Raw genomic sequence first — 25781 nt, 5'->3', positions numbered from 1 at the left:
GCCCGCCTGCCCGACCATGCTAAGTAAGAGGGAGCACATTTGTGACGCTCTGTCAGAGGCAAGCACCTACAGAGAGGCTTCCATGATTTGCCGCCTTAGCGCTTTACTTTTGACACTTTTCTTGCTGACTTCCTGCGCCGTGCCACCGGATTCGCCAAGTTTTCAACCCTCAGAAAACCTGCCTCGCTTTGACCAGGAGAGTTTCGATCACTATGTGAGCGAAACACGTACATGGATTGCCGATAACCGCGCTTTCATCAGTGAAAACCGCGACCTTGAAATAGAACTCAATATGCCGTTTGAAATTCGCCCAGATCAACCGGCGAAACGCGGTATCCTGTTAGTGCATGGACTGGGGGCAAGCCCGTGGTATTTTATCGATATCGCCACCGCGATGGCGAATGACGGCTGGCTGGTTCGCTCCATCCTGCTGCCGGGTCACGGCACGCGCCCCGCCGATCTGATGCTGCCTGATAATGATGATTGGGAAAAAATCATTGCCCATCATGCCAAACTGCTGGCAGCCGAGGTTGATGAACTTTGGCTGGGTGGTTTCTCAACGGGCGGTAATCTGGTCACCTCCCATGCGTTCAGCGATGACAATGTCGATGGCCTGCTGCTGTTTTCTCCTGGATTTTACCCCGATACCCGCTATCTATTTCTCGCCCCGGCCATTGCCTATTTATGGGACTGGCTCGACATCGATGATGAAGACAATATTGCCACTTATCGGTCACTTTCTGCGCGCGGGGCCTCTCTCTATTATCGTTCGGTCAGTGCCGTGCAAAAAAATCTCAACACCACACGCTTTGATAAACCCGTCCTAATAACGATGAGCCAGCATGATAGCGTCCTTGACCCCAACGCGACGCTCAATGCCTTTCAGAACCGCTTTCCCAACCTGCAGTCGCGCTTTGTGTGGTACGGCGATACCCCACAACACCTAGACGATCCCCGCGTCACCACATTTACCAGCTACCTACCCGATCAGCGCATTAGCAACTTTTCCCATATGAATGTGCTGTTTGCGCCCGAGAATACTTATTACGGTGCAGAAGGTAGCTACATCATGCTGGAAAACGGCCAGAACGGTCTCTCCCCTCCCGATGACCGAGACACTCTGTGGTTCGGCGCATGGGGCCAGAGCGAAGCAGAAAAATACCACGCCCGTCTGACTTGGAACCCCTATTTTCTCGAACTCCTCGCCCATATCCGCGCGGTGACAGACGGCTAATCAGCGAAAACAACTGACTGATTGAGAATAAAGAGGGTAACGACATGCTTGTAACTAAGCCTTCACGGCCAAAGTGCTTTTTACTAACGTCTTGCGTGGAAGGGAAAACATTATTCTCAGATATTTGGCTGCCGGAAGCTTCTGGAAATTTAAGCTATTTACAGTACCTTGCTTTACGCATAACGATTTCTTTAATTGCTTTTCTGGCGTTACCCATGATTCTGCTTAATGCAGAATCAATTGAAATTATTATTGCCGTCTTCAGCGTTCAAGCTAGTTCTACGGCCTTGTTGTTTTCAAAAACTAAAACCAAAGGTACTACAGCTTGGCTGCTGAGTTATATTGAGGATGAGATAATAGATTCCACCAATACGATAGGAATGGCAGGCGCAGGGGCCCTTTTCGTTATATTTTTATTGGCCTGATCCATTCCTTAATTGCTGTGCTGAATATTGAATGACGAGCTAACCATTAATAACGACTCGGCCTCAGAACCTGAGGAAAGCAGTCCCCCGAACATAGAACCCTCGATTCACTGCTTTTTCCAGTCATCAGGCTGTTCGATCGCCTCTTCTCCTTCTTCAGGAACACGTACGCCGGGTTTGTCGATAACTTGAACAGTGCTTGCCTGAGGGCCTTTTTCGCCCATCTCGGCCTCGAAGCGCACTTGAGTACCTGGATGCAAGCGCTCGAAGTCATCATGTAGCACGGCGTTGCGATGGAAGTAATATTCCTGGCCATCAATGGGCGACTTTATGAAGCCATAGCCTTCGTCGCTAAATAACCGAACCACGAACGCATGTGACTCATAGCTGTTTTCATGCTGTTTCATATCACCCCTCCTGCGTGCGGTTTCCTTCTTGAGTTGTTTCTCTACAGCCTCGAATGCCTTGCGAATGATCGAGCGTAGTTGCACGTGCATGTCTTCGACCACGCCCTTTTTATCGCCTACCAAATGTTTCTTCGGCGGTAGGGAGGCCTCGACTTGGGCTCGGTAGATGTTACCGGTATGTTGGGAGTGCTGTACGCGCTCAATAGTCACGCGGCAGGAAATTAGATTGTCGCACATACTGTCCAGGTGCTCGGCGCGCTCCTTGATGTACTCATCGATCCAGTCACTCTGGCTGATATGGTTGTAGGTAATTTCCAAAGGTACCTGCATGATTATCTCGCTCTGTCGCATTGATGAATAAGCGTCGCTCGCAAAGAAAAGGTTGCGTCCCTTCACTTATAGTTGCTGTGTCAGATTTTTCCGCGATGCACCGGTTTTTTAACAAATGCGTCTAGCATTCACGAGAGAAGCGCAGTCCACGGCGCCCAGGGCGTTGGCGCAGGTTTAGGCGCTTTAGTCACGGGATGCGGGGCTGACCTAATACATAGGCTTTTCTTAGGAGCATTGGCAACAGGCACTATGTTTGCTTGTCTCGCTTGCTTCGCTTTGGGCAGGCTGCTGATCGTCAACTACACTTTCCTAACGAAAATGACGTCGTCGTCTGGGATGGCTTCGCGCTTGCACACGCCAGCCTAGGTAAATCAATCAGCTTGATCAGCATAAGGAGTTTGCCGTGACAGCCTCTAGTACACACACTTATCGCAGCGGATTGCATCCGCTCCATGCCGTACTACTTGGGGGAACCTTCCCTCTCTTTCTTGGCGCCATGCTTTGCGATTATGCCTACTCAACGACCTACCACATTCAGTGGGCGACCTTTGCTTCCTGGCTAAACGTAGGTGGGCTTATCTTTACAGGGTTTGCATTTTTATGTGCGATTATTGGCTTCTTTCGCTCCTCTCATCGCAACATGGTTCGGCTGGTTTACCCAGCACTGCTACTACTTACCTTGATACTGGGCTTTATTAATGCGCTGGCGCATGCTCGGGACGCCTGGGCCATGATGCCTGCCGGCTTTGCTCTTTCGATCGTGGTTGTTTTGCTCGCGGGCACGGCGACTTGGGTCGGTTTTTCCCGCCTTGGTAACGGAGGTAAGCCATGAAGCTTAAGCTTACTAGCCTCTTCGCCGCGCCTCTCTCGGTTCTTCTCGTTGCAGGTGGCGCTAGCGCTCAAAGCGAACAGGATTATGGCCCCAATCCTGACCTTCCTGAACCGCAGCGCGGACTCCTGCCGGATATGACAGTGCCTGAGCCCGCTGAATGGGGCGACCAGCTCCCCACTGTTCCCGACGGATACACCATTACGGCCATTGCGACTGATCTACAGATACCGCGCCAAACGTTGGTGCTGCCCAACGGCGATATTCTGGTGGCCGAAGGGAGCGGCGGCAATGCCCCTAAGTTAAAGCCGAAAGACTTCATTGCTGGCTATATAAAAAGCCAAGGCACCACCTCCGTTGAGAGCGGCAACCGACTAACCCTGCTACGCGACGAAAATGGCGACGGCAATTACGAGCAGTCGGTATTTGCTGATGATCTCAATGCGCCTTACGGGTTGGCGTTGATTGATAATAACCTCTATGTCGCCAACCAAGATGCAGTCGTACGCTTTGATTACGAGGAAGGTCAAACCGAGGCCAGCGGGCCGCCGGAAGAGGTCACGCAGCTACCCTCCGAGATCAATCACCACTGGACCAAAGCAATGACCGCGAGCGCGGATGGCCGTTTTCTTTTTGTAGGCATCGGCTCCAACAGCAACATTACCGAGCGCGGCATGGCAGCAGAAGTCAACCGCGCCGAAGTGTGGCAGATTGATCCAGGATCTGGTGCGCATAGGCCCTATGCCACCGGCTTACGCAACCCTACGGCGTTGGCGATCCAGCCTGAGACGGATCAACTGTGGGCGGTGGTTAACGAGCGGGACGAACTCGGGCCCAACCTGGTTCCCGACTACCTCACCACCGTGCAACAAGGGGGGTTTTATGGCTGGCCCTACAGTTATTGGGGGCAGCATGTTGATTCACGTGTACGCCCACAGAAACCCGATAAAGTGGAATCGGCCATTGTGCCCGATTACAGCCTGGGTTCGCATGTAGCGCCGCTTGGCCTCGCCTTCTCCACGCCTGAAATGGGCGATGACTTCGCCGAAGGTGCCTTTATCGGTGAGCATGGTAGCTGGAATCGCAATGACCCCGTCGGCTATAAAGTCGTTTTTGTGCCCTTCAATAACGGCGAACCCGATGGCGACCCGATTGACTTCGTTACCGGGTTTCTCAACGGCGACGATCAAACGCGCGGTCGGCCAGTGGGGGTCACTATTGACCCGGACGGTGCCCTCATCATCGCTGACGACCTGACGAACGCCGTTTGGCGCGTGACGTATGAAGGCGATGAGTAAGATGCCTCACTAACAGCGTGATGAAGGCGGCAGTCGCAAAGGCTGCCGCCTTTCCTATTTGATCTAAACAAGGTTGTATATGATCCAGTCAATCGAAGAGCTCGAAGCCATCCGAAAGTCATGTCAATCGATGGTCACGAGGAGTTCAAGCCTTTCCGCAGGCACCGCCATCATTCCCATACCGGGGCTCGATATAGGTTCTGACGTGGCTATATTGATGCGGCTAATCCCTAAAATTAACGAAAAATTTGGGCTGTCGCCTGAGCAAATCGACAGCCTGGACGTTGAGTCCAAACTCTTTGTGATGACCGCCATTTCCAATACTGGCAGCAAAATGGCTGGCAAATACATCACCAGAAAACTGATCGTGCTGTTACTTAATAAGATGGCAGGCAAGGTAGCCGCAAAGAATGTTTCTAAGTTCGTGCCCTTCGTTGGCAGCGCCGTAGCCGGCAGCATTAGCTTTACCGCCATGAAGTACATGGGTAACAGTCATATCGATGACTGCTTTGAAATTGCATTAGCGGCTCTGGAAAATGAGAGATTTGAAACAGCCGTCGTGATTGAATCAGCGTTAGAATCAGAATACCGAGAGCCTAATCAAGATAGCTCGCACCTATATTAGGACTGGTAGTACTGGCTAACGTAACGCCGTTTAACGCGCGGCATTTCCCCCATCTGGTGCACTACCGAGAAAATCTCGGTAGTTGCTAATGGCGCTAACGCCCCTTCCCCGCCTTGCTTTGCTGCCTTCAGTAGGGAGTAGTGACGTTAGTTGCTCTTCATGTTTTTTCCCTTTTAGGAATCCCTGCTGCGACAATCAAGCATCATTCACAAATACTAAACATTCTCACGCGCATTTACATTTGGGAACCGTTTTTATATGATCACTTCGTTATTTAATTACCTAAAATTAATAAGCAAGTGGCGCAAGGGATCCTATGAAAACGTCTTCACTTCATGTTTCGACTATGAAGCGGCTTCGAGCACCCAAAGACTCGTTGGCAGTTTCCTCCTCACTTCGGGGTATCTCGCTTACCGCATTTATCGCTACCGCCCTGTTCATGTCGAACGGCGCGCTGGCCCAATCCAACGATGCCGAAGCATTAGGCACCCTGACCGTCACCGGCACCAATCTCTATGAGAATGTCGGCTACACGCGACGTAGCACTAACGCTGGCACCGGTTTGACACTTAGCCAGAAAGAGCTGCCTCAGGCGATCAGTATCGTCACTGAACAGCGCATACGAGATCAGAACCTAAACTCCATCGAAGAAGTGCTGAGCAACACCACTGGCATTTCAACGCGCAACGTAGACAGTGAGCGCGTCAGCTTTTCATCGCGCGGCTTCCGCATCAACAGCTTTCAGTACGATGGTATTCCGACCCTTAACACCGACAACCGCTGGTACTTCGGCGAAGGCCGCCTCAATACAGCGATCTATGATCGAGTCGAGGTAATACGTGGTGCCAACGGGCTGGTCAGCGGCTCGGGTAATCCGGGGGCGTCAGTTAACTTCGTGCGCAAGCACGCCGACAGCCGCGAACTTACCGGCTCCATCTCCGGTACGCTGGGCAGTTGGGATAAACGTGGCAGTACCCTCGATGTGACCACACCTCTGACGGCCTCTGGCGATGTACGCGCACGATTTATCGGCGGTTATGAAGAAGGTGGCGCGCATCTTGACCGTCAGGACAAACGCCGCACGTTCGGCTACGGCGTTATCGATGCTGATGTAACGGAGTCCACCACACTCTCGATAGGCTTCGACTATCAAGACAGCCATACTTCCTCTCCCACCTGGGGCGGCTTACCGCTTTGGTATAGCGATGGCAGCGAGACGGACTACTCGCGTTCGTTCAGCGTGGCGCCAGACTGGTCTTACTACGATTTCGAGTCCGAGAAAGTATTCGCTGAAATCAGCCACCGGTTCGACAATGACTGGCAAGTTCGGGTAGTGGGTACTCATGAAGAAACCGATATGGACGGCAAGCTGGCCTATCCCTATGTGGAAGGAACACTGCCGGATCGAGCCGATGGCAGCGGCGTCAGCTTTTTCACAGGATGGAACCGTGGGCACCGGGAAGTCGACTCTGTTGATGCCCAGGCCAGCGGGCCATTTACGCTGTTAGGCCGCGAACATGAGTTGGTCATCGGCGGCAGCTACAGTGACCAAACCAACGACTACGAAAACACCTTCATTAGCGGTTTCAGTGTTGATGACTTCAATAACTGGGATGGCAGCGCGCCCAACGAGGGTTGGCCCGCATTTGTACCATCCGAGGCATCCAGTACACGTCAGAAAGCTGTTTATACCGCATCACGCTTCTCTCTAGCGGACCCACTGGCGCTGATTATAGGGGCGCGCTACACCGAATGGGACGGAATGACGCTATTCCGCAGCCTGGATAGCCAGAGCAAGTACGAAGTCACGCCTTATGGCGGTGTAGTGTTTGATTTCAATGATACCTATTCGGCCTTTGCCAGCTACACCGAGATTTTCGAGCCGCAAAATTACCGCGATGCCAGCGGCAGCTATCTGGACCCAGTGATCGGCAAAAACTACGAGACCGGACTTAAAGCCGCCTGGTTTGACGGACTGCTGAACGGCTCCTTCTCGGTATTCCGCATCGAGCAGGACAACGTCGCCGCGGCCCTCCCGATGAGCCCAGGCCAAACCGAGACGTTCTATTCAGCCGCCGACGGCGTGGTGAGCGAAGGATTTGAGGTGGAGCTGAGCGGCGCGATGACCGATGACTTGGACATGACTGTTGGCTACTCCCATTTCACCGCAAAGGCTGACGATGACTCGTTCAACATTAACCAGCCGCGTTCGCTGTTTAACCTGTTTGCCAGCTACAACGTGCCGCAGAAACGAGAGCTAACCGTGGGCGGCGGGGTTAGCTGGCAGAGCAGCCTCTTTGCTGGCGACCTTAGCACTCCGGCCGGTATACCCAGCGAATTCGAGCAGGATAGCTACGCCCTGGTCAATCTTTTCGGCCGCTATCAGTTCACACCGGACTTGTCGCTTCAGGTCAACGTCAAGAACCTGTTCGACGAGAAATACTACAGCAATGTCGCAGGCTACGGCGTTTACGGTGAACCGGCCAGCATCTCTTCGACGCTGCGCTACGCGTTCTAACCCAGCCGCCCTTCACGCTTATATCGAGCAACGACCTCCACCCGGCATACCGGATGGAGGTCGTATCGCTTGCAGGAGATTGGACAATGACATGGCTTCATGACAGCAAGACTCTTTGCGTCGCGCTACTAGCATCGGTCAGTGTTGGTACAGCAAGTGCCCAATCCTACCCCTTGGAAATCGAGCACACCCTGGGCACCACGATGCTTTCCGAGAAGCCCGAGCGGGTAGCGACCGTGGCTTGGGCCAACCACGAAGTGCCGCTGGCACTTGGCGTGGTGCCGGTCGGCTTTGCCGCCGCCAACTTTGGCGATGAAAACGGCAACGGTCTGCTGCCCTGGGTGGACGCCCGGCTTGAAGAGCTGGGCGCAACGCCCCCCGCCCTGTTCGATGAAGGTGACGGCATTGATTTTGAAGCCGTGGCCGAAAGCCAACCCGATGTGATTCTGGCCGCCTACTCGGGGCTTAGTCAGGCGGATTACACCACCTTGAGCCAGATTGCCCCGGTAGTGGCCTACCCAGAAGGCCCCTGGGCGACCGACTGGCGCGACATGATCCGCCTGAATAGCACAGGCATGGGCATGGCGGAGGAAGGCCAAGCGCTCGTTGAAGAACTCGAAGCGCAGATTGCCGACACCGCCGACAACCACCCCGAACTGGCAGGCAAGACGGCCATGTTCGTGACCCACCTCGACCCCACCAACCTGGGCCGCATTTCGTTCTACACCGATAACGACGCACGGGTGCGGTTTTTCCACGACCTAGGACTGGAATCCCCCGAGGTGGTCAAGCAGAACTCCACGCCTGGCAAATTCGCTGGCGAAATCAGTTCTGAATTGATCGACGAGCTTAATGACGTGGATATTCTCGTCACCTACGGCGGCCAGCCGCTGATCGATCAGCTCAACGCCCACCCGCTCACCTCCCGGCTGCCAGTGGTGGAAAACGGCGCTGTTGTCCTGCTCGGCAATACCCCGCTGGGCACGGCGGCCAACCCCACCCCAATGTCAATTTCATGGTTGCTGGATGATTATGCAGACCTTCTCTCAGAAGCCGCACGCAAGTCAGACTAGCCGCGCTAAGGTAACTGACCCTGGCGTCGCCCAGCAGCGCAGCAAACTGAACTCACGTATTGCTGGCGGCCTATTGCTGCTGGCTTTGCTTATGCTGGGATTAATGCTTTCCGTCGCTTTTGGTGCCCGGGAAGTGGGTTGGCAGGAAATTGCCGCCGCGCTGAGCGGCCAAGTGGAAACCATTGGCGATGCCGCCGTGGCGAGCCGACTTCCACGCACATTGCTTGCCATGCTTGCCGGGGCTGCGTTGGGGGTTTCCGGCGGGGTCATGCAGGGTTTGACCCGCAACCCGCTAGCGGACCCCGGCCTTCTGGGTGTTAACGCCGGAGCGGCGCTGGCGGTAGTAATCGGTATCGTCTGGTTCGGAATCGACGAGACGACCAGTTACATTTGGACCGCCATTACCGGCGCCGCGATCGCCGCCTGCGCGGTTTACGCGATTGCCAGTCTTGGCCGAGGCGGCGCCACGCCGCTCAGATTGGCGCTGGCGGGGGCGGCTATTACCGCGGCACTCAGCTCGCTGGCCACCGCCGTGGTGCTGCCGCGCGGCGATATCGGCGGGTTGGTGCAATCCTGGCTGGTGGGTGGCGTGGGCGGCGCGACCTATGACCAACTGCTGCCGGTACTCCCTTTTCTACTCACCGGGTTTGTCATCACCCTGCTCGCTGCGCGTAAACTCAATATGCTGGCGCTGGGTGATGACACCGCCGCCGGGCTGGGCGAAAAGGTGGCCGTGGCCCGGGCCATGTCGGCTATCGGCGCGGTACTGCTGTGCGGGCCGATTACCGCCGTATGCGGGCCGATTGGCTTTGTCGGTTTAGTCGTACCCCACGCCTGCCGCCTGCTAGTGGGTGGCGACTATCGCTGGCTGCTGCCCTTCTCTGCCCTGGGCGGCGCGGTACTGTTGATATTTTCAGATGTCGCCGGGAGGCTAGTGGCTCACCCATCAGAGCTGGATGTAGGCATCGTCACCGCCTTTATCGGCGCGCCGGTGTTTATCTGGATTGTTCGCAATCGCAAAGTAGGCGCGTTATGAACCAGACGCCCCTCAATGCGATCAGCCACTTCCGACATATTCGCCGGGCAAACGCTAAGCACCGCGTTCGCATTTTGGCGGTGCTTTCCGCCTGTCTTCTAGCAGGCGTGCTGTTAACCCTGATGCTCGGGCAATCCTTTACGCCACTTTCCACGGTGTTGCGCGTGCTGGGCGGCGCCGACGTGCCGGGGGCAAGCTTTACCGTGCGCGAGCTGCGCTTGCCAAGAGCCGTAGTATCCGTGCTGGTGGGCGCTTGTTTTGGCCTGGGCGGCATCGCCTTTCAGACCATGCTGCGTAACCCGCTGGCCAGCCCCGACATCATCGGCATCAGTACCGGCGCGAGCACCGGCGCCGTGTTTGCCATTGTGGTGCTCTCGCTAAGCGGCCCGGCGGTTTCGCTGGTGGCGATTGCCGCGGGACTGGGCGTGGCGCTTCTGATCTACACGCTCTCCTGGCGCCAGGGCGTGGCCGGCGGGCGGCTAATCCTGATCGGTATTGGTCTGGCCGCCATGCTGCAAAGTATCACCGCTTACCTGCTGATGCGCGCCCCAAGCTGGACACTGCAAGAAGCTCTGCGCTGGATCACCGGCAGTGTCAACGGCGCGCAGTTGGACCAGGCGCTGCCGCTGTTCATCGCCCTGCTGCTGTTCGGCGGGCTGCTACTAAGCCGCCGACGCGACCTGGAAACCCTGCGCATGGGCGATGACCTGGCCGCCGGGCTGGGCGTTCGCCTAGCCGTCACGCGCGCTGTCGTGGTCATTACCGCCGTTGCGCTGGTGGCGTTTGCCACCGCGGTATCGGGGCCGGTGGCCTTCGTGGCGTTTCTTTCGGGGCCCATTGCGGCACGGCTGATGGGCCGCAACGGCTCGTTGCTGGTGCCTTCCGCGTTAGTGGGTGCCCTACTGGTGCTGCTGGGCGATTACGCGGGCCAGTTTCTGCTCCCCGCCCGCTATCCGGTCGGCATCGTGACCGGTGTGCTGGGCGCGCCTTATCTCTTGTATCTCATCGTTCGCGACAACAAAACTCAAGGCACCCTATGAGCGCTTGTTCACTACTCGCCCAGGGCCTGGTGGCAGGCTATGGGGAACGCACCATTCTCGATGGCGTTAGCTTGACGGTGCCTGCCGGTCAGACAACCGCCATTGTGGGCGCCAACGCCTGCGGAAAATCGACCCTTTTGCGTGTGCTTTCGAGGCTACTGACGCCCGCCCAGGGCAGCGTGCTGCTAGATAATGATGCCATTCATCAAATGCCCACCCGCCGCCTGGCGCAGCAGCTGGGGTTCCTACCGCAATCACCCATCGCCCCGGAAGGCATCAGCGTGCTTGAACTGGTCAGCCGTGGCCGCCACCCGCACCAGGGGCTTTTCAAGCGTTGGAGCGCGGCGGACGAATCTGCCGTGGCCGAGGCGTTGGCCGCCACACAGATGAGCGAGCTGGCCGAACGCCACGTGGACGAGCTTTCCGGCGGGCAGCGGCAACGGGTATGGATCGCCATGGCGCTGGCCCAACAAACCGACGTGCTGCTGCTTGATGAACCCACTACCTTTCTAGATATCAATCACCAGATCGAAGTGCTTGATCTGCTCACCGATCTCAACCGCGAGCGCGGCACGACTATTGTGATGGTGCTCCACGAGCTGAACCTGGCTGCCCGTTATGCCGACCAGCTGGTCGCCATGGCCAACGGCGATGTTTATGCAGTAGGCCCGCCGGAGGAGATCCTGACCGAGCAGATGGTGCGGGAGGTATTTGGCCTGGAAAGCCGAGTGATAGAAGACCCGGTGACCGGCAAACCGATGATGATACCGCTGGGGCGACATGGCAAAGAAGTCAGCAAGGCCTGACGCCTTACGCCTCGACGGCGGCACGCCCTTTGATGATCGAGCGGGCCAGCATTAGATACGCCACCAAACCACAGGCGGCCATGGCCAGGATGATCGATTCAAGCGTATGCGGCAGCATGGCGGATAGCGCGCTTAAGATCCCGGCGATACCGAACTGGGCAGCACCCAGAAGCGCTGCGGCCGTGCCACCGCTGGTGGGAAAGAACTCCAAAAAGCAGGCCTGAATATTCGGCGAGATCGCCCCCACCGCGCCGATGGTCAGCATCATAGCGGGCAGGAAAGCGTACAGCGGCCACTCCATGAAGGCGGCCATCACCAGCAACAGCATGCCGACCGCCTGACAGCCCGTCGCCAATTGTAGGATACGCAACGACGGCAGCCTGGAAAGCAGCACACGATTGAAGATATTGAAGATAAGCATCGCGATGATGTTAGCTGCAAACAGCATCGAAAAGCTCGAAGGCGACTGGCCGAAGTGCCCCTGATAGATAAAGGAGGCGTAGGTGATGAACATAATCAGGGTGGAAAAAGAGCCCGCCTGCCAAACGATGAACGGCAGCGCAGGCTTTGTCGTTAGCACCAGTTTGTAACGCGCCAACAAGCTCATTTTAGGGCTTTTCGCTCGCGACACCTTACCCTTGCCGGTAAAAAGCACCCGCACCAGTAACGGCACCAGCAGCAGCGCGTACGCCGCCAAGGCGAAGAAAATATAGTGCCAGGAGCCCAGCGTCAGAATCGCGCTGCCTACGCTAGGCGCAATACCCGGCGCCAGCACCATGATAAAGCCCATCATCGAGAACAGTTTTGCAGCGTCGCGGCCCGCTACCCGGTCGCGTACCAGCGCCGGTACCGATACCAGGGTCAAACCAGCGCCAATGGCCTGAACTGCCCGCCCGCCAAGCAGGGTGTTCAAGGAATCCGCCATACCGATGACAATGCTTGAGAGCGCAAAAATCACCAGTCCACTCATCAGAACACGCTGTCGTCCGAAGCGGTCCGAAAGCGCACCGCCGATTAACTGACCCAACGCCATCGCGAATATATACACCGATACGCTCAGCGATACCGCCTGCTGTGATACCCCCAGCGATTCGCCAATAACCGGAAAGGCCGGCAGGTACGTATCCATGGAAAACGGGCCCAGCATCATGGTCAGAGCCAGGCTCAGCACCACAATGAAGGGCGTTTTTGATTGGCTCATAGCAGCTCGCGGTAAAGTGGCGTAATGATGGACAACCTCAACTCTATGATACCGATTGACGCCCTCAAGGCAATCGGACAGAAAATGAGGGATACGCTGCTTGGCGGTGATCCACCGAATAATCGGTCAGTCTCTTATCGGATAGCTCGGCTATGTTAAAGACCATGTTAAAGACTATGTTGAAGACCATGTTTTAAAGGCTATGTTTTAAAGACCTGGTTTTAAAGACCGAGCTTTAAAGACGATGCTGAAAGAACACCCAATGAGGAGGCCAAGATGTCTATTCCGCAGCCCGAATTACTCCATTTTGATAGCGATGACACGACCGGCTATCCCAACTCCCCACTGCCGGTGCTGGTTTACCGCCAAGTTCTCGACACCAGCGATGCAGATGAACTGGCTGACGCGTTTGAAAGCATGTTTAAGCGCCACGGCTGGCCGCCAGCGTGGCGCTATCACCTCTATGACTTTGACCACTTTCACTCCACCGCCCACGAGGCATTGGGCATCTTCCGCGGACAAGCCCGGGCACGGCTGGGTGGCCCTAACGGCCGCGAGACGGTGCTAAGCGCGGGCGATGTGCTGGTGCTTCCAGCCGGGGTTGGGCATGCCAGCATAGAATCAGACGATGATTTCTGTATGGTAGGCGCCTACCCACCGGGGCAAGACCCGGAGATAGAGCGCGGCGACCCAGCACAGCTTGAGGCAGCCCAAGCGCGAGTAGCTTCCGTCACCTTACCCGAGAACACCCCGGTAGGCGGGCCACTCAAATCGCTGTGGGAGTAGACGTCCTAGCCATCTAGACGACTGGTCTAATAAGGCGTAAGCTGTCTTTTATGAACACGACACCAGCGACCGGCGATGTTCGGCAGCATATCCTCCACACCGGCCAGCTTATTATCGCTGGCAGAGGCTTCTCGGCGGTGGGTCTTAACGAGATCCTTAAGGCCGCCGGGGTGCCCAAAGGCTCCTTTTATCACTACTTCGGCTCCAAGGAAGCTTTTGGCGAAGCGCTGCTGGAAGACTACTTCACCGGTTACCTCACCCAGCTGGAAGAGTGCTTGAGCCAGCCAGGGGTTTCCAACGCCGAACGTCTGACGAGCTACTGGACAAACTGGCGGAACACCCAGCACCACGGCGACCCGAGAGGCAAGTGCCTGGCGGTCAAACTCGCGGCGGAAGTCAGCGATCTTTCCGAGCGTATGCGCCAAGTACTGCAGCGCGGCACCGAGTGCATCATCGCCCGCCTAGCCCTGGCGATTGAGGCAGCCGTAGATGATGGATCGCTGCCCGGCTTGACCGGTACACAAGGCAATGCGACCGAGCTGGCCACCACGCTTTACCAACTGTGGCTGGGCGCCAGTCTGCGCGCCAAAATTACCCGCGACCGGGTACCGCTGGATGCCGCCTTAAAAGCCACCTACGCCCTGTTAAATCTCTCTCCAACTCTCTATCACACGTCATATCACACCCAGGAAAGGACGCAATCATGAAAATTCTCGTCGTCGTTACCTCACACGACAAGCTTGGCGATACAGGCAACAAAACCGGCTTCTGGCTCGAAGAGCTGGCCGCGCCCTACTACACCTTTATGGATGCAGGCGCCGAGCTGACCCTGGCCTCCCCCGAAGGCGGCCAGCCACCGCTAGACCCCAGCAGCAATGCGCCGGACGCCCAAACCGAGGCCACCAACCGCTTTCAAGCGGACCTCGACGCTCAGGCAGCGCTGGCCAACACCCGAAAGCTTGATGATATCGATATCGCCGAATTCGACGCGGTCTTCTACCCCGGCGGCCACGGCCCGCTGTGGGACCTGGCCGAAAGCGCCACCTCCGTGCGCCTGATCGAGGCTGCCCTGGCAGCCAACAAGCCAGTGGCAACGGTATGCCATGCCCCCGGCGTGCTCCGCCATGTGAAAGGCAGCGACGGCAAGCCATTGGTGGCTGGCCGCAAAGTGACCGGCTTCAGCAACAGTGAAGAAGAGGCCGTTGGCCTGACCAACGTGGTGCCGTTTCTGGTCGAAGACATGCTCAAAGACCAGGGCGGCCAATACAGCAAAGGCGATGATTGGAGTTCTTACGTACTTGTCGACGGCCTGCTAATTACCGGCCAGAACCCCGGCTCATCTGAAGCGACCGCCCAAGCGCTTTTAAACAAGCTTTCCTGATAATTACCCAAGGAGAATGGAATGCCGGCTTATGTTGTACTGACGCGTGAACGCACTCACGACACAAAGGAAATGGAGCAATACGCCACCAAGGCGAAAGCCGCCCGCGAAGGCCACGACCCGCAACCGCTCGCCTTCTACGGTGATTTTGAAGTGCTGGAAGGCAGCGACATGGAAGGCGCGGTCATCCTGCGCTTCCCCGACATGGCCGCCGCCCGCGCCTGGTACCAAAGCGACGCCTACCAGGAAGCCCGCAAGCACCGCTTCCAGGGCGCCGACTACCGCGTGTTTATCGTGGATGGGATGGAAGAAGCGTAATCAGCGCTCTCTATGCAGCGCTTAGTAATACAAAGGGGCCGTTCGGTGATTTACGAACGGCCCCTTTTCTATTTTGCTAATTCATATGTCCGCGCTAACGGCTTCGCCTTGGGTAGAAATCAAGCTTTGCTTGATCCGTCGTCGAACCTGTCATTTACCCTCTTGGCGAACTAATAAGGAATCTTTATTCATCACTTGCCCTTTTAGTTACCGCTCGGTAATTTACAATAAGGTTTGAGGCTTTTTATTATAATAGTTACCGATCGGTAATTATTGTATTGTGAGACGCAAGTATCACCCCTATAATTACCGAACGGTAATCAAAAGCAGGTTCCTATGCCAATCACTAACTCCCCCTCCTCCGTAACTACTACCATTCGCCAAAGCGAAGACCTCGGCAAACTGGTGCGCCAACTGCGTGCCGAGCAGGGCCTATTACAGATTGATCTGGCAGGCCTTGCTGGCACCGGCAATCGCTTTATCGTCGATCTGGAACGGGGCAAGCCGACCCTACAGCTGCAAAAAGTGTTAGACGTTTTGGACTTGATAGGGCTTGAGGTGGTCGTGAGGCGCAAAGGGGGCAACCGCCATGGTGAGTGACGGTACCTTAACGATTTATCACGACGAAAGGCATGTTGGGTGGTTGTATGATACTCAACCACTCCGCTTCGAATACGCGTCTGAATGGCTGGAGCACTCTAAAGCTGTGGGTCTCTCACCCTCACTCCCCCTCACGCAGCAGGTTCACTCAGGCGATGGCGTGTTGGCCTATTTTGAGAACCTGCTGCCGGAGGGCGACCTTCGGCATCACTTGGAACTTCGCCATCACACCACGACTGTTTTTGGGCTGCTGAAAGCCATTGGTGGCGATACGGCCAGCGGCTTCACCCTGCTTTCACCGGGCGAGTCACCAGCTCCACCGCACTACCGGCCTATTCATTGGGAAACTGTGGCTGAACACTTGCAACATCGAGAACGAGGCCCGCTGTTTTCGCAACCGTTCTCGCAACCGTTCTCGCCACATGGCGAAGAAGCGCGGATCTCACTGGCTGGGGCACAAAACAAATTACTGTTGATGGTACAGCCAGATGGAAGCCCCGCCATACCAGAGGGTTCTGCGCCTTCCAGCCATATTCTCAAGCCGGATATTCAAGGCCTGAAAGGTGTCTGGACCACCGCCCTCAACGAAACCTTTTGCATGCAGCTGGCCGCTGAACTCGGGCTCGGCGTCGCCGAGGCTAGCTACCAACCCGAAACCCGAGCCTGTCTATTGCGTCGATACGATCGCATCTCCGACGCACAAGGTAAATTGCGGCGCCTACACCAACTCGATTTCTGCCAGTTGGCCGGCACCCCATCGCTGATCAAATACGAAAGCGACGGCGGCCCAAGCCTGGTTCGCTGTCGTGAACTACTGCAGCAAACAGGCGCACCGGCTAAAGACTTGCAGCGCCTGATCGGCTGGCTCTTTTTCAATCTGTTGATTGGCAACAACGACAGCCACGCCAAAAACCTCGCCATCCTTTATACCGATGAAGGCCCCCGCTTGGCGCCGTTTTACGACCTGATGAGCACGGCGCTTTATAGTGGTCTATCGCGCCGCTTTGCACTGCACATCGCTGGCGAGGATCACCCCGGTAGTATCGAGCGCTCACATCTTGAGACGCTGGCCCGCTTGCTGCGGTTCCAACCACGTTACTTTCTACGCCAAGGACTAGAACTCGCTGAACGCATGCCCGCAGCCATTGACAGTACCCTAGCCACGCTGAGCCCCATGGCGAATCAAGGTACCGAACAGACGCTGCTAGAGAGGTTGCAGCAACGGCTTTTAAGTAACTGTCGAAAGCTGCCGGCGCGATGGTCGACAGATTAATACAAACGCGTGGCACGGCGTTATATCTCAGCGCTGCCTCAGTATCGATAGCTTCACTTTTCTTTCAGCAGTATGAAGTGCTCAATCAGCCGAATCATCAGCGTTTTTTGATCGGGTAGGCTCTCAGCTACTAACAGGGCTAACGCCACCAGCGTGTTATCGTTGATCAATTGCTCGACTGGCCGGGCCAGCAAGGCTGCGTTGCGGCGTAAGTACCATAGAAACAGAAACGAACCACAACGCTTATTTCCATCGGCCAATGGGTGGTTTTTAATTACAAAATAGAGCAAATGCGCAGCGCGAGTGGCTACATTGGGGTAAAACAGCTCATCACCAAAGCCTTGCTCAATGGTGGCCAAAGCCGATGTCAAACCGTCGCCCCGCACCTGCCCAAATAGTTCGGTTGCCTCACCTTTGGCGATTAAGGTTTGCTTTAACTCACCAATGGCTTTCAAGGCTTCTTCCAACTCCAGTGAGTGCATACCGGGCTGCTTAACGTTTAGCTCGGTTAATTGCTGCTCGTCGTAGCCCTGCAACAAACTCCAGGAGCGAGCGTAATCGCTAATCACGCGAGCAACCGCTTCGCCTTCTGTAGAAACCAAGCCTTGATTGGTCAAAGTACGACTGAGCAGACTCACCGCCTGCTCAAACTCTATACCACGCTCGGTTAGACGTCGTTGGTTAAGGGTGTAGCCTCGAACTAGATATTGTTTGAGTACAGCTGTGGCCCACTTGCGGAACTGTACACCACGTTGAGATTTCACGCGGTAGCCAACTGAGATAATGACATCAAGATTGAAGTGATCAACCTGATAAGATTTGCCATCTTCGGCAGTATGTGCAAATTTTGCACATACTGAATTTCGCTCCAACTCTCCCTCTTTAAAAACGTTGCGAATGTGCTTTGTAATAACCGAACGCTCGCGTCCAAACAATTCACACATCTGCGCTTGGCTCAACCAAACACTTTCTTGCTCTAGTGTCACCTCAAGGTGTGCTTGTCCATCTTCGCTGGTGAATATCTGTATTTGCTGATCATTCATGATCGCTTCCTTTAGGTTTACAAACGTTATGCATTTCTAAAGCAAGCTCACTTCAATGCAGCATATACCCTACTGCCGCAGCAAACACCTAAACCAGCCTGCTTTTAAGCTAATTAAACCTTAACATAACACTGTTTATATATACACATAAAAAACCCCGCCTACCAAGGAGCCCGCAAGTACCGCTCCCAGGGCGCCGACTACCGCGTGTTTATCGTGGATGGGATGGAAGGAGCATAAAAAGCGTTCTTTACGCCCTAATCACGCAAGCTCAATTAACGCACGCAGGCTTGGCGGTACACCCACCGCCTTGAGCGTTTTTCTGGCGGGTAGGCTTTTATGGTTATAACAGTTCGTTCTAGTAGAGGGTTGATCATTAAACTGTCATCTATTACTGTGAATATGTCGGCGGCAGGAAGCTGCTTTTGAAATGGAATTCCCGCTCAGGATGAGCGGCCGCGACCAGGAAGGTACAAGTCTAAAGCGCTCCCATGGTGGGGCGCTTTTTTTTGTGTCCGCGGTAAGCCAGCTCGCACGAAAACTGAGGGCAGTGGTTTCCATAAACTCGGAACGCCCGGTGCAAATTTCAGTAACGGCGATCTTGACTCCCCCTTTCTGCCGACTTCAAATAACCCTACTCAGTCATTCTGGCAGTATTGTTTTCTTCCGCCGTTACCGCGTCTAAGAGGCTCCATGTTCTTAAAATTAGTGCTATGGACTATTCGTGTACTGATATTCCTATTAATAGTGGTGAGCATACTTCCTGAACTGCCCAGCGGTCAGTGGTGGGTCAGGCTCTGGGAATTCCCTCGACTGCAGTTGGCCTTCATTTTGGCTGTGCTTTTGCTGCTACTGGGCTTCCATGCGTGGCTGAAGCGGGCACAAAAAGAACATGCGGTGTTGTTAGTGTTGATCCTCGCGTTAGGCGGATGGCAACTGTTCCATATCGTGCCGTTTGCGCCGATCTGGCCAAACGAAGTGCCAACCGCCGATGCTCAAGCATTGGAGGATCAGTCAACGTTTAAAGTCCTGACCGCTAATGTTTCCTATACGAATGACAGCTACGCCGAAGTAGTCGAGTTAATCCAGCGTGAGGACCCTGACTTACTACTGTTAATCGAAATTGATAGTGAATGGGAAGACGGCTTAGCGCCGCTGAATGAACACTACGAGTATCGAGTAGGTAAGGTTCGTGGGGAAGGATTGGGAATCGTGCTTTGGTCACGGTTCCCATTCCTTGAGCAGGAAGTGAGGCACCTCGTTTCCGAACGCCGCCCCTCTGTCTTTGTGACTCTGGATATTCCCGGCATAGGCCCCGTACGCTATGTAGGTACTCACCCAGTCCCACCGGGGTTGCAAGATCGTATCACTCATAATGATGAAACCACTGAACGCCGAGACAGCCGGGTTCGCGACGCTGAACTGATGCTCGTTGCCCGCCATGTTCAGCAAGATGCAGACAACCGTTGGATAGTGACTGGTGATTTCAATGACGTCGCCTGGTCCGATACTACCAAGCTATTCGCCGACCTGAGCGATCTTAAAGATCCACGAAAAGGAAGGCGACTGCTGAGCACTTACCACGCTGAGCGTCCATTGTGGCGCTATCCGATCGATCATCTATTCGTCTCTGACGGTTTTCATCTCATCGACCTGGACCGAGTAAGGGTTAAGGGTTCAGACCACTTCGCTATTACGACGACGCTGACCGCCGCGAGAAAGGATCAAGCGAAACCTGAGGCTTCTGAGGAGGAACACCAAACGGCTCAGGAACTAGTCGAGGAAGGTACTGAAGATGCTAGTGAACATGATGTTAGCGATTAACAGAGGCAGACCCATAGAGCTGGTTATAGCGCTGATCCAATAGGTTAATCCGTAAATACTCACTGCCCAGCGCGGGTATACGCGCTTGGGTACGGCAAAAAAACCACCTGATTTCGGCCATTTGCCTTTGCCTGGTAAAGCGCTTGATCAGCGCACTTCAACAGGCGATCAACACCGTGCTGGCTAACGTCAGGGCTGACATGATCCAGCCCTGACACCCCAACGCTGACGGTAACGCATGCAGCGGTGTGGGACTTTGCGTGAGGAATATTCAAGCGCTCCACCGCCTCGCGCAGCTTCTCGCCCAGGTAACGGCCCCCCGCTTCATCGGTGCCGGGTAACACTAACGCAAACTCTTCCCCTCCATAGCGCGCCAGCAAGTCAGAAGGCCGTGAAAGCACGCCTTTCAGCGCCGTTGCAATTTGCTGAAGGCAGTGATCGCCACTGTCATGACCATAGCGGTCATTAAACAGTTTGAAATGGTCTACATCGCACATAATGACGGACATCGCCCCAGGCTGACGCACTAAACGAGCCCACTCCTGCGCCAAGGTGTCATCCAGCACTCGTCTGTTCGCCAATCCCGTTAATGGGTCGGTGTTGCTCAGCGTCTCTAAATACTGATTGTTTAGCGTGAGTTCGTCTTCCGCCTGATCAATCTGTTTCCGAAAGAGATAGAGGAAAACACCCAATAGCGTTAACGCCCCCAACACACTGCCGGCATACATGATGTCAACCCACGGTGAGGGAACCGGCTCGGCCACGAAGCTCTGAGAAAACAGGAAATGGACGATAATATAAAGCGTGCCTAACGTCGCCATGATGGCGATATACTTCAGCACATGAAGGGACTGAAATAGGAACACCAATATCGAAGCAAGGGTGAAATAGAAAAGATGTACCCCAGCACCGGCGCTAATAAAAAAAGATACGACAAACACTTGGCTGCAGGCATTACCCAGCAACACATTTCGAGCAACGCTGTACCGCCCCCTATGGTTCAACAGCAGTACCACTACATAAACGGCTATGAAAACCAGGTTGGCAACAAATACGCCAAGATAAAGGGCAAAATCGTAGAAAAAATAGAACAACTGGTAGGGAATGGTCGCCGCAATTCCAAATAGAACGACCTGATTGCAAAGCGCTATTTGCCGACGCAACCTGACCGGGTTCCCCGCAACGCCGAGCGACCATAGTCTCTTTATCACATTCAACATCGACTGCGCCTTTTTGCACTTGTAAAAAGGATAACCATCCTTTTTACCCACTTCCACCGGTTGTTTAAAGGCGGAGTGTTCACACGCTACTGGCTATAGGCTCAACCTGGGCGCACCTGAGCGGGGAGTAAGGGTCACGCTCGCACAGTTTACCTGCGTTTGCTGTTCACCAATTGAATAGAGGACTTCGGCTTTCTGCAAAGCGTCGAACTCTATTCGGATCACATTGTGAGCCGATTAGGGTGTGTATTCGGCTCACACAGGAGGGCCTTCTACAGGAGATCTCGCATATAACGCACCTATTCGGCATGCGCCTTCTTAGAGGGAATGAGATGCAGTAAACCCACCACTAACGAGCCCACCACAAAGCCAATCACCGCTGAGCACAGCGTATTGAAGCTCCAGCCCAGCGTGCCGCCCAAGGCACCGGTTGCCTCGCTAATGCCTAGCTCAATATGGTGTACCCACTCATAGGGCGCGCTGAACCAACCCGTGCCATCGGCACCCAGATTGACCATCAGAATATGCCCACCCACCCAGAGCATGGCGACGGTGCCCACGACCGAGATGGTCGCTAGCACCTTGGGCATGGCAGTCACCAGACCACGGCCCAGGGTCTGCATTCCCGAACTATCCCGCTGGGCGAGCTTCAGGCCGATATCATCCATCCTGATCAACAGCGCGACCACGCCATACACCAGAAGTGTGATGAAAAATGCGACCACCACCAGACTCGCCAGCTGTGACCAGAACCCCTGTTGGGAGACAGTGGCCAGCGCGATCACCATGATTTCAGCAGACAGAATCAGGTCGGTGCGAATGGCACCACTCACAATCTTTTTCTCGGCTTCCGGCCCCTTCTCTACCGCTGGTTTGTCGTCGTCATGCTTGCCTAAAAGCTTATGCCAAACCTTCTCCGCGCCCTCAAAGGCCAGGTAGGTGCCGCCCACCATCAGGATGATCGGCAAAAGCGTGGGCAAAAAGTGATTCAGCAGCAGCGCCACTGGCAGGATATAAATCAGCTTGTTGCGGATGGAGCCCAGCGCGATCTGCTTCACAAGCGACAGCTCACGCTCCGCTGCTACCCCCTGCAAATATTGCGGGGTCACCGCCGTATCATCCACCACCACCCCGGCCGCTTTCGCCGTCGCACGCCCAGCGGCGGCGCTCACATCGTCCAGTGATGCTGCGGACAACTTCGCCAATGCGGCAATGTCATCCAATAATCCTATCAAGCCGCCTATGGCCATGGATGCTTCCTTTGTGAATAACAGTGGCAGTTAGTAAAGCACAGAGTGGCTGGGACGGAGCGCCTCTCTTCACGCATCAGATGCTATCCGTGCCAGGATCTGCTCAAGTTCATGGCGATCCGCCTGACGCTTGGTGTGCGAGCGACAGGTAAGGTTGTGCAGCTTTCGCCCTACCCCTGGCAATGCTGCTGCACCCTCTAGATTGATCAACTCAAAATCAGGCTGCTCGTCTTCGACGGACCATAGAAAATCACATGACGGCTTATCCAGCATTTTGGATATCCATAGCAGTAACCGTGCTCTATTCTCCAGCAGTTGCGCCGCTGTCACCGGTTTGGCGGTCATGCCCTTAAAGTGAGCATTGAAGATCGCCTCAAAATCCACCGGCTCCCGGGGAGCCAGAACTTCCCAAGCCGGTTTGGGGCTACATGTCAGGTACACCAGAAAGGTTCGCCACAATGTCACATCGGCCCGTTCGTCTTCCAGCATCAAGCCAATGTCGAAAAGATCCCTGGGATGCTGACGAGACAAGGCCGCTGCCAATTTTCCAGCGTAAAGATCGGCAAAATCGAGTACCTGAGTTGAAGCAAAGCCGAAGGCCTGTTCGACTTCCGGTTGGACCACCATCGTTCGAACCGGGTGCACTGTACCTCGCATCACCGGGGTTGTTTCGATCTGCACACGTGCACGGCCGCGGCTGCAAATCAACCGCGTGATGCCCCCGGTGTTCGTGCCGCCCGACGTCTGTACCTGTAATTGCAAAGGGCGGGCACGCAATGTCTCCGCTAACTGCTCCAACGCCGCTGAAATCGCCGCCACGCCTGTCTCAAAGTCCTGCACTGGCAGCCAGGTCAGGTCGATATCCACTGACAGCCTGGGGAGATCATGCTCAAACAAGTTGATGGCGGTGCCACCCTTTAGTGCAAACCGGGTTTCCTTTGCCAGCACCGGCAGGATATCTACCAGCAATTGCACCCGGTCGCTGTAGCGTTTATCCCAACTGCTCATCAAGATCTCCCGGCAGAACAATTTGGTACTTCGAATGCAAACGGCCACCAGGAACCAGCGATCGCTTACCACGACCGAGATTCAAACTATTAACCGATAGGTGCGAAAACCAAGCGTGCCCATGACGCTCGGCCAGCGCGAGAAACAGACGCTTAGCCTTGATGCTGTGGCAATGGCTCAGCAGCATTTCAAGCCGCTTTGGACGTAGGGTGGCCATGCCCTGCAACAATGCATCAACCTCGTAGACCCCACCAGCATCAGACGCCTCATTACATAACTCCAGCATGGCCCGCTCCGGTGTAGAGCATACAAGCCCCCCGCTCGGCACCGCTTCACGCCGTTCCAGCCCTTGTTCCAGCAACGCCTGATCCGTTGTCTCATCTGTAAGCGGAATAACTGGCAGGTCAAAAGGCCCCTTGCCGCAGTAGTCGACACGCTCCACCAACGGCAACTTACACACCCACCCCGGCAAGCGATCCAATCCATAGAGTGTGATTACTGCGGCTTCGCCAAGCCGTAGGTAGTGCTCATGCCCCAGCCAAGCCAAAGCAAAGCGTCCCCCTATATGCAGCGACAAACCCTCAGTCTGTTGCAGCGTGCGCACCACCCCTTCCCACTCAAGGGAGCCGCCTTTGCGCATGTACACGCCACGCGCCGGGGAGACCAGCCAACCACTCGCGACATAGCGGGCCAACAAGCTACTGTAATAGCCATGCGCTCTTAACCACCGGCTGGAAACAACGCCGGTATCGCTCAGCCCAGCCAGCAGGAGGTTTAATTTTCCATCATTTTGATCACTCATAGTGACTAAAATACACTTTCTATAAACCAGCACAATGACCAGAGTTTAATAAATACCAAAAAAAGTCACTCAAAGTGACTTTATAAGAATTTTTATAAACCTTACCAGCAGGTACCTTGTTCACATGCCATGGCATAGCGGCTTGCGTATTCTCCACTACAAGGTGCCATCCACTGTTCGTCCAAGTAACACCGTATAGCGCGTGCTGCGCCCACCGCCGGGTAGCTTGGAGAGGCAGCCTTTTTCCAGCAGCTCTGCCAAATCCCGCGTGGCGGTGGCTTTACTCACTTTGGCTAACGATTGGTACTTACGAGCATTGATGCCCTGCTCAAACTCCTCCCCTGCCGTATCCAATAAGCGGTTCAGCACCTTGATTTGCCGTTCATTCAGCACGGTGGTGGCATGGCGCTGCCAGAAGGTGGCTTTCATTAACACACGGTCGATTCTTAACAGCGCCTGCTCAAGCGCCTCTTTCAGCGTGTCCAGAAACCACAACAACCACGGTGTAATATCGAGGCTGCCTTTCTGAGCGCTTTCAAGGTGATCGTAGTAAGCGTGGCGGCGCGCCATAATAGCCGCGCTCAAGGAATAGAAGCGGACGGATTGCCGCTCTGCTTGCGCAAGCGCGCGATCTGTCACCGCGCGGGTAACGCGCCCATTACCATCATCAAAGGGGTGCAAGGTAATCAACCATAGGTGGGTGATGCCAGCGCGAACCAGCCCATCAAGCCCCTGAGGCGGCTGGTTGAACCAAGTAATAAAGGCATCCAGCTCAGCCTCCAACTGCCCACGGGGCGATGCTTCAAAATGCACGTTAGGCTGATCAAGCCGCCCCGACACCACTTGCATGATGTGATTGCCGCGCAGCTCGCCTACACGTACTTTGCCTAGCACGCCGGGGCCTTGAACAAAAAGCATGGATTGCCAAAGGCACAACTGTTCCCGGGAAAGCGGCTCGTCCAACTGACGCGTAGATTGCAGCAATAGCTCAACCAGCGCCTCAGATGCTGGTGTTGTTCTGGTGGAGACACCTGCCTGCTCTAAACCCAACTGGAGAACAACGGAAGACCTCACGGAGCCAACATCCAGGCGCTCACCTTCAATTTCGCTGGTACGAAGTGCATTCTGGATCAGTGCATCCATCTCTACATCCAGATCGGCCTGGCCGTGGACAGCCTCGGTTTTACCCAGCACGCGGCCCTGCAGTAGCCGCACGTCATCCAACGTAGGCCGAAGCACCGATTCGTCCCACTCAAAACACGGCCAATGGCGCTGTTCCCAGATATACATGAGCCGATTGCCCCGCCTATTCAGATCATATTATGAGCCGATTATGGTTTATATTCGGCTCAAGGGCTAGGCAGGGAAATGTTTCAGATGGGAAAGAGGATGCAGCAGAAATTGAACATTCAGCCTGGACGAGTAATCCCACATTTATCTGGCGGGGTTGCTGC

Annotated in this window: 25 protein-coding genes; 17 read left to right on the top strand and 8 right to left on the bottom strand. The window is 55.1% G+C overall.

Going from position 1 to position 25781, the window contains the following annotated elements; translation table 11 throughout:
• The first annotated feature begins 82 nt into the window (after positions 1-82).
• Positions 83-1234 (top strand): alpha/beta hydrolase, encoded by a 1152-nt coding sequence (locus tag ACW44H_RS03520; protein WP_457506929.1) that lies wholly within the window; start codon positions 83-85, stop codon positions 1232-1234.
• A 44-nt stretch (positions 1235-1278) separates the two neighbouring features.
• Positions 1279-1659: a hypothetical protein gene (locus ACW44H_RS03515; RefSeq protein ID WP_457506927.1), complete on the top strand. Its 381-nt coding sequence runs from the start codon at positions 1279-1281 to the stop codon at positions 1657-1659.
• Positions 1660-1766: 107 nt separating this feature from the next.
• Here ACW44H_RS03515 and ACW44H_RS03510 read toward each other — a convergent pair whose 3' ends face one another.
• Positions 1767-2396 carry a cold shock domain-containing protein gene (locus ACW44H_RS03510; protein ID WP_457506925.1) on the bottom strand — a complete coding sequence of 210 codons (630 nt, stop codon included), beginning with the start codon at positions 2394-2396 and terminating at the stop codon, positions 1767-1769.
• A gap of 403 nt (positions 2397-2799) precedes the next feature.
• On the opposite strand from ACW44H_RS03510, the gene ACW44H_RS03505 reads away from it, so the two are divergent.
• From ACW44H_RS03505 to ACW44H_RS03470, 8 genes are all read left to right on the top strand, one after another.
• Positions 2800-3228, top strand: coding sequence for a DUF2231 domain-containing protein (locus ACW44H_RS03505; RefSeq protein WP_113268741.1), 429 nt, complete (start codon positions 2800-2802; stop codon positions 3226-3228).
• Entirely contained in the window at positions 3225-4523 is a 1299-nt protein-coding gene (locus tag ACW44H_RS03500) for a PQQ-dependent sugar dehydrogenase (protein ID WP_457506922.1), read from the top strand. The genes ACW44H_RS03505 and ACW44H_RS03500 overlap by 4 nt, the downstream gene beginning before the upstream one ends.
• 79 nt (positions 4524-4602) lie before the next feature.
• Entirely contained in the window at positions 4603-5148 is a 546-nt protein-coding gene (locus ACW44H_RS03495; protein ID WP_457506920.1) for a hypothetical protein, read from the top strand.
• A gap of 346 nt (positions 5149-5494) precedes the next feature.
• Positions 5495-7666 carry a ferric-rhodotorulic acid/ferric-coprogen receptor FhuE gene (fhuE, locus tag ACW44H_RS03490; protein ID WP_457506918.1) on the top strand — a complete coding sequence of 724 codons (2172 nt, stop codon included), beginning with the start codon at positions 5495-5497 and terminating at the stop codon, positions 7664-7666.
• Between the two features lie 86 nt (positions 7667-7752).
• Entirely contained in the window at positions 7753-8739 is a 987-nt protein-coding gene (locus ACW44H_RS03485) for an iron-siderophore ABC transporter substrate-binding protein (protein ID WP_457506917.1), read from the top strand.
• Entirely contained in the window at positions 8699-9775 is a 1077-nt protein-coding gene (locus ACW44H_RS03480) for a FecCD family ABC transporter permease (RefSeq protein ID WP_457506915.1), read from the top strand. The genes ACW44H_RS03485 and ACW44H_RS03480 overlap by 41 nt, the downstream gene beginning before the upstream one ends.
• The gene (locus tag ACW44H_RS03475; RefSeq protein ID WP_457506913.1) at positions 9772-10815 is read left to right on the top strand and encodes a FecCD family ABC transporter permease; all 1044 of its coding nucleotides are present in this window, start codon (positions 9772-9774) and stop codon (positions 10813-10815) included. Before ACW44H_RS03480 ends, ACW44H_RS03475 begins: the two co-directional genes overlap by 4 nt.
• Entirely contained in the window at positions 10812-11621 is an 810-nt protein-coding gene (locus ACW44H_RS03470) for an ABC transporter ATP-binding protein (RefSeq protein WP_457506911.1), read from the top strand. Before ACW44H_RS03475 ends, ACW44H_RS03470 begins: the two co-directional genes overlap by 4 nt.
• 4 nt (positions 11622-11625) lie before the next feature.
• Here the strand turns inward: ACW44H_RS03470 and ACW44H_RS03465 are convergent, their stop codons facing one another.
• A complete protein-coding gene (locus ACW44H_RS03465) occupies positions 11626-12822 on the bottom strand; it encodes a Bcr/CflA family efflux MFS transporter (RefSeq protein ID WP_457506909.1) in 1197 nt (398 codons plus the stop codon).
• Positions 12823-13098: 276 nt separating this feature from the next.
• On the opposite strand from ACW44H_RS03465, the gene ACW44H_RS03460 reads away from it, so the two are divergent.
• The 6 genes from ACW44H_RS03460 (at position 13099) to ACW44H_RS03435 (ending at position 17180) form a co-directional block, all read left to right on the top strand.
• A complete protein-coding gene (locus ACW44H_RS03460) occupies positions 13099-13608 on the top strand; it encodes a cupin domain-containing protein (protein ID WP_447042886.1) in 510 nt (169 codons plus the stop codon).
• A gap of 50 nt (positions 13609-13658) precedes the next feature.
• The gene (locus ACW44H_RS03455) at positions 13659-14315 is read left to right on the top strand and encodes a TetR/AcrR family transcriptional regulator (RefSeq protein ID WP_457506906.1); all 657 of its coding nucleotides are present in this window, start codon (positions 13659-13661) and stop codon (positions 14313-14315) included.
• Complete coding sequence (locus ACW44H_RS03450; RefSeq protein WP_457506904.1) at positions 14312-14989, top strand: type 1 glutamine amidotransferase domain-containing protein; 678 nt, start codon at positions 14312-14314, stop codon at positions 14987-14989. Before ACW44H_RS03455 ends, ACW44H_RS03450 begins: the two co-directional genes overlap by 4 nt.
• 21 nt (positions 14990-15010) lie before the next feature.
• On the top strand, positions 15011-15307 hold the full coding sequence (locus tag ACW44H_RS03445; protein WP_457506902.1) for a DUF1330 domain-containing protein: 297 nt from the start codon (positions 15011-15013) through the stop codon (positions 15305-15307).
• A gap of 336 nt (positions 15308-15643) precedes the next feature.
• Positions 15644-15907 carry a helix-turn-helix transcriptional regulator gene (locus ACW44H_RS03440; RefSeq protein WP_457506900.1) on the top strand — a complete coding sequence of 88 codons (264 nt, stop codon included), beginning with the start codon at positions 15644-15646 and terminating at the stop codon, positions 15905-15907.
• Positions 15897-17180 carry a HipA domain-containing protein gene (locus tag ACW44H_RS03435; RefSeq protein WP_457506898.1) on the top strand — a complete coding sequence of 428 codons (1284 nt, stop codon included), beginning with the start codon at positions 15897-15899 and terminating at the stop codon, positions 17178-17180. Before ACW44H_RS03440 ends, ACW44H_RS03435 begins: the two co-directional genes overlap by 11 nt.
• 53 nt (positions 17181-17233) lie before the next feature.
• On the opposite strand, the gene rhuM is transcribed toward ACW44H_RS03435, so the two are convergent.
• A complete protein-coding gene (rhuM, locus tag ACW44H_RS03430) occupies positions 17234-18223 on the bottom strand; it encodes a RhuM family protein (RefSeq protein WP_457506896.1) in 990 nt (329 codons plus the stop codon).
• A gap of 693 nt (positions 18224-18916) precedes the next feature.
• On the opposite strand from rhuM, the gene ACW44H_RS03425 reads away from it, so the two are divergent.
• Positions 18917-20047 (top strand): endonuclease/exonuclease/phosphatase family protein, encoded by a 1131-nt coding sequence (locus ACW44H_RS03425; RefSeq protein ID WP_457506894.1) that lies wholly within the window; start codon positions 18917-18919, stop codon positions 20045-20047.
• A 59-nt stretch (positions 20048-20106) separates the two neighbouring features.
• Here the strand turns inward: ACW44H_RS03425 and ACW44H_RS03420 are convergent, their stop codons facing one another.
• From ACW44H_RS03420 to ACW44H_RS03400, 5 genes are all read right to left on the bottom strand, one after another.
• Positions 20107-21267 (bottom strand): GGDEF domain-containing protein, encoded by a 1161-nt coding sequence (locus tag ACW44H_RS03420; protein WP_457506892.1) that lies wholly within the window; start codon positions 21265-21267, stop codon positions 20107-20109.
• Positions 21268-21566: 299 nt separating this feature from the next.
• The gene (locus ACW44H_RS03415; RefSeq protein ID WP_457506890.1) at positions 21567-22517 is read right to left on the bottom strand and encodes a DUF808 domain-containing protein; all 951 of its coding nucleotides are present in this window, start codon (positions 22515-22517) and stop codon (positions 21567-21569) included.
• Between the two features lie 69 nt (positions 22518-22586).
• A complete protein-coding gene (locus ACW44H_RS03410) occupies positions 22587-23525 on the bottom strand; it encodes a nucleotidyl transferase AbiEii/AbiGii toxin family protein (protein WP_457506888.1) in 939 nt (312 codons plus the stop codon).
• Complete coding sequence (locus ACW44H_RS03405) at positions 23509-24327, bottom strand: type IV toxin-antitoxin system AbiEi family antitoxin domain-containing protein (protein WP_457506886.1); 819 nt, start codon at positions 24325-24327, stop codon at positions 23509-23511. Before ACW44H_RS03405 ends, ACW44H_RS03410 begins: the two co-directional genes overlap by 17 nt.
• A gap of 156 nt (positions 24328-24483) precedes the next feature.
• Positions 24484-25617, bottom strand: coding sequence for a Fic family protein (locus tag ACW44H_RS03400; RefSeq protein ID WP_457506884.1), 1134 nt, complete (start codon positions 25615-25617; stop codon positions 24484-24486).
• Between the last annotated feature and the right edge of the window lie 164 nt (positions 25618-25781).

This window comes from Vreelandella sulfidaeris Esulfide1 (genome assembly GCF_054072535.1).
The sequence above is the reverse complement of the archived record's forward strand: the minus strand, read 5'-3'. Positions and strand labels throughout refer to the sequence as shown.

Bases quoted from the DNA above. Each gene is read 5' to 3' on its own strand.
- ACW44H_RS03520 (WP_457506929.1), top strand. From the start codon at position 83: ATGATTTGCCGCCTTAGCGCTTTACTTTTGACACTTTTCTTGCTGACT.
- ACW44H_RS03515 (WP_457506927.1), top strand. From the start codon at position 1,279: ATGCTTGTAACTAAGCCTTCACGGCCAAAGTGCTTTTTACTAACGTCT.
- ACW44H_RS03510 (WP_457506925.1), bottom strand. From the start codon at position 2,396: ATGCAGGTACCTTTGGAAATTACCTACAACCATATCAGCCAGAGTGAC.
- ACW44H_RS03500 (WP_457506922.1), top strand. From the start codon at position 3,225: ATGAAGCTTAAGCTTACTAGCCTCTTCGCCGCGCCTCTCTCGGTTCTT.
- ACW44H_RS03495 (WP_457506920.1), top strand. From the start codon at position 4,603: ATGATCCAGTCAATCGAAGAGCTCGAAGCCATCCGAAAGTCATGTCAA.
- fhuE (WP_457506918.1), top strand. From the start codon at position 5,495: ATGAAGCGGCTTCGAGCACCCAAAGACTCGTTGGCAGTTTCCTCCTCA.
- ACW44H_RS03485 (WP_457506917.1), top strand. From the start codon at position 7,753: ATGACATGGCTTCATGACAGCAAGACTCTTTGCGTCGCGCTACTAGCA.
- ACW44H_RS03480 (WP_457506915.1), top strand. From the start codon at position 8,699: ATGCAGACCTTCTCTCAGAAGCCGCACGCAAGTCAGACTAGCCGCGCT.
- ACW44H_RS03475 (WP_457506913.1), top strand. From the start codon at position 9,772: ATGAACCAGACGCCCCTCAATGCGATCAGCCACTTCCGACATATTCGC.
- ACW44H_RS03470 (WP_457506911.1), top strand. From the start codon at position 10,812: ATGAGCGCTTGTTCACTACTCGCCCAGGGCCTGGTGGCAGGCTATGGG.
- ACW44H_RS03465 (WP_457506909.1), bottom strand. From the start codon at position 12,822: ATGAGCCAATCAAAAACGCCCTTCATTGTGGTGCTGAGCCTGGCTCTG.
- ACW44H_RS03460 (WP_447042886.1), top strand. From the start codon at position 13,099: ATGTCTATTCCGCAGCCCGAATTACTCCATTTTGATAGCGATGACACG.
- ACW44H_RS03455 (WP_457506906.1), top strand. From the start codon at position 13,659: ATGAACACGACACCAGCGACCGGCGATGTTCGGCAGCATATCCTCCAC.
- ACW44H_RS03450 (WP_457506904.1), top strand. From the start codon at position 14,312: ATGAAAATTCTCGTCGTCGTTACCTCACACGACAAGCTTGGCGATACA.
- ACW44H_RS03445 (WP_457506902.1), top strand. From the start codon at position 15,011: ATGCCGGCTTATGTTGTACTGACGCGTGAACGCACTCACGACACAAAG.
- ACW44H_RS03440 (WP_457506900.1), top strand. From the start codon at position 15,644: ATGCCAATCACTAACTCCCCCTCCTCCGTAACTACTACCATTCGCCAA.
- ACW44H_RS03435 (WP_457506898.1), top strand. From the start codon at position 15,897: ATGGTGAGTGACGGTACCTTAACGATTTATCACGACGAAAGGCATGTT.
- rhuM (WP_457506896.1), bottom strand. From the start codon at position 18,223: ATGAATGATCAGCAAATACAGATATTCACCAGCGAAGATGGACAAGCA.
- ACW44H_RS03425 (WP_457506894.1), top strand. From the start codon at position 18,917: ATGTTCTTAAAATTAGTGCTATGGACTATTCGTGTACTGATATTCCTA.
- ACW44H_RS03420 (WP_457506892.1), bottom strand. From the start codon at position 21,267: ATGTTGAATGTGATAAAGAGACTATGGTCGCTCGGCGTTGCGGGGAAC.
- ACW44H_RS03415 (WP_457506890.1), bottom strand. From the start codon at position 22,517: ATGGCCATAGGCGGCTTGATAGGATTATTGGATGACATTGCCGCATTG.
- ACW44H_RS03410 (WP_457506888.1), bottom strand. From the start codon at position 23,525: ATGAGCAGTTGGGATAAACGCTACAGCGACCGGGTGCAATTGCTGGTA.
- ACW44H_RS03405 (WP_457506886.1), bottom strand. From the start codon at position 24,327: ATGAGTGATCAAAATGATGGAAAATTAAACCTCCTGCTGGCTGGGCTG.
- ACW44H_RS03400 (WP_457506884.1), bottom strand. From the start codon at position 25,617: ATGTATATCTGGGAACAGCGCCATTGGCCGTGTTTTGAGTGGGACGAA.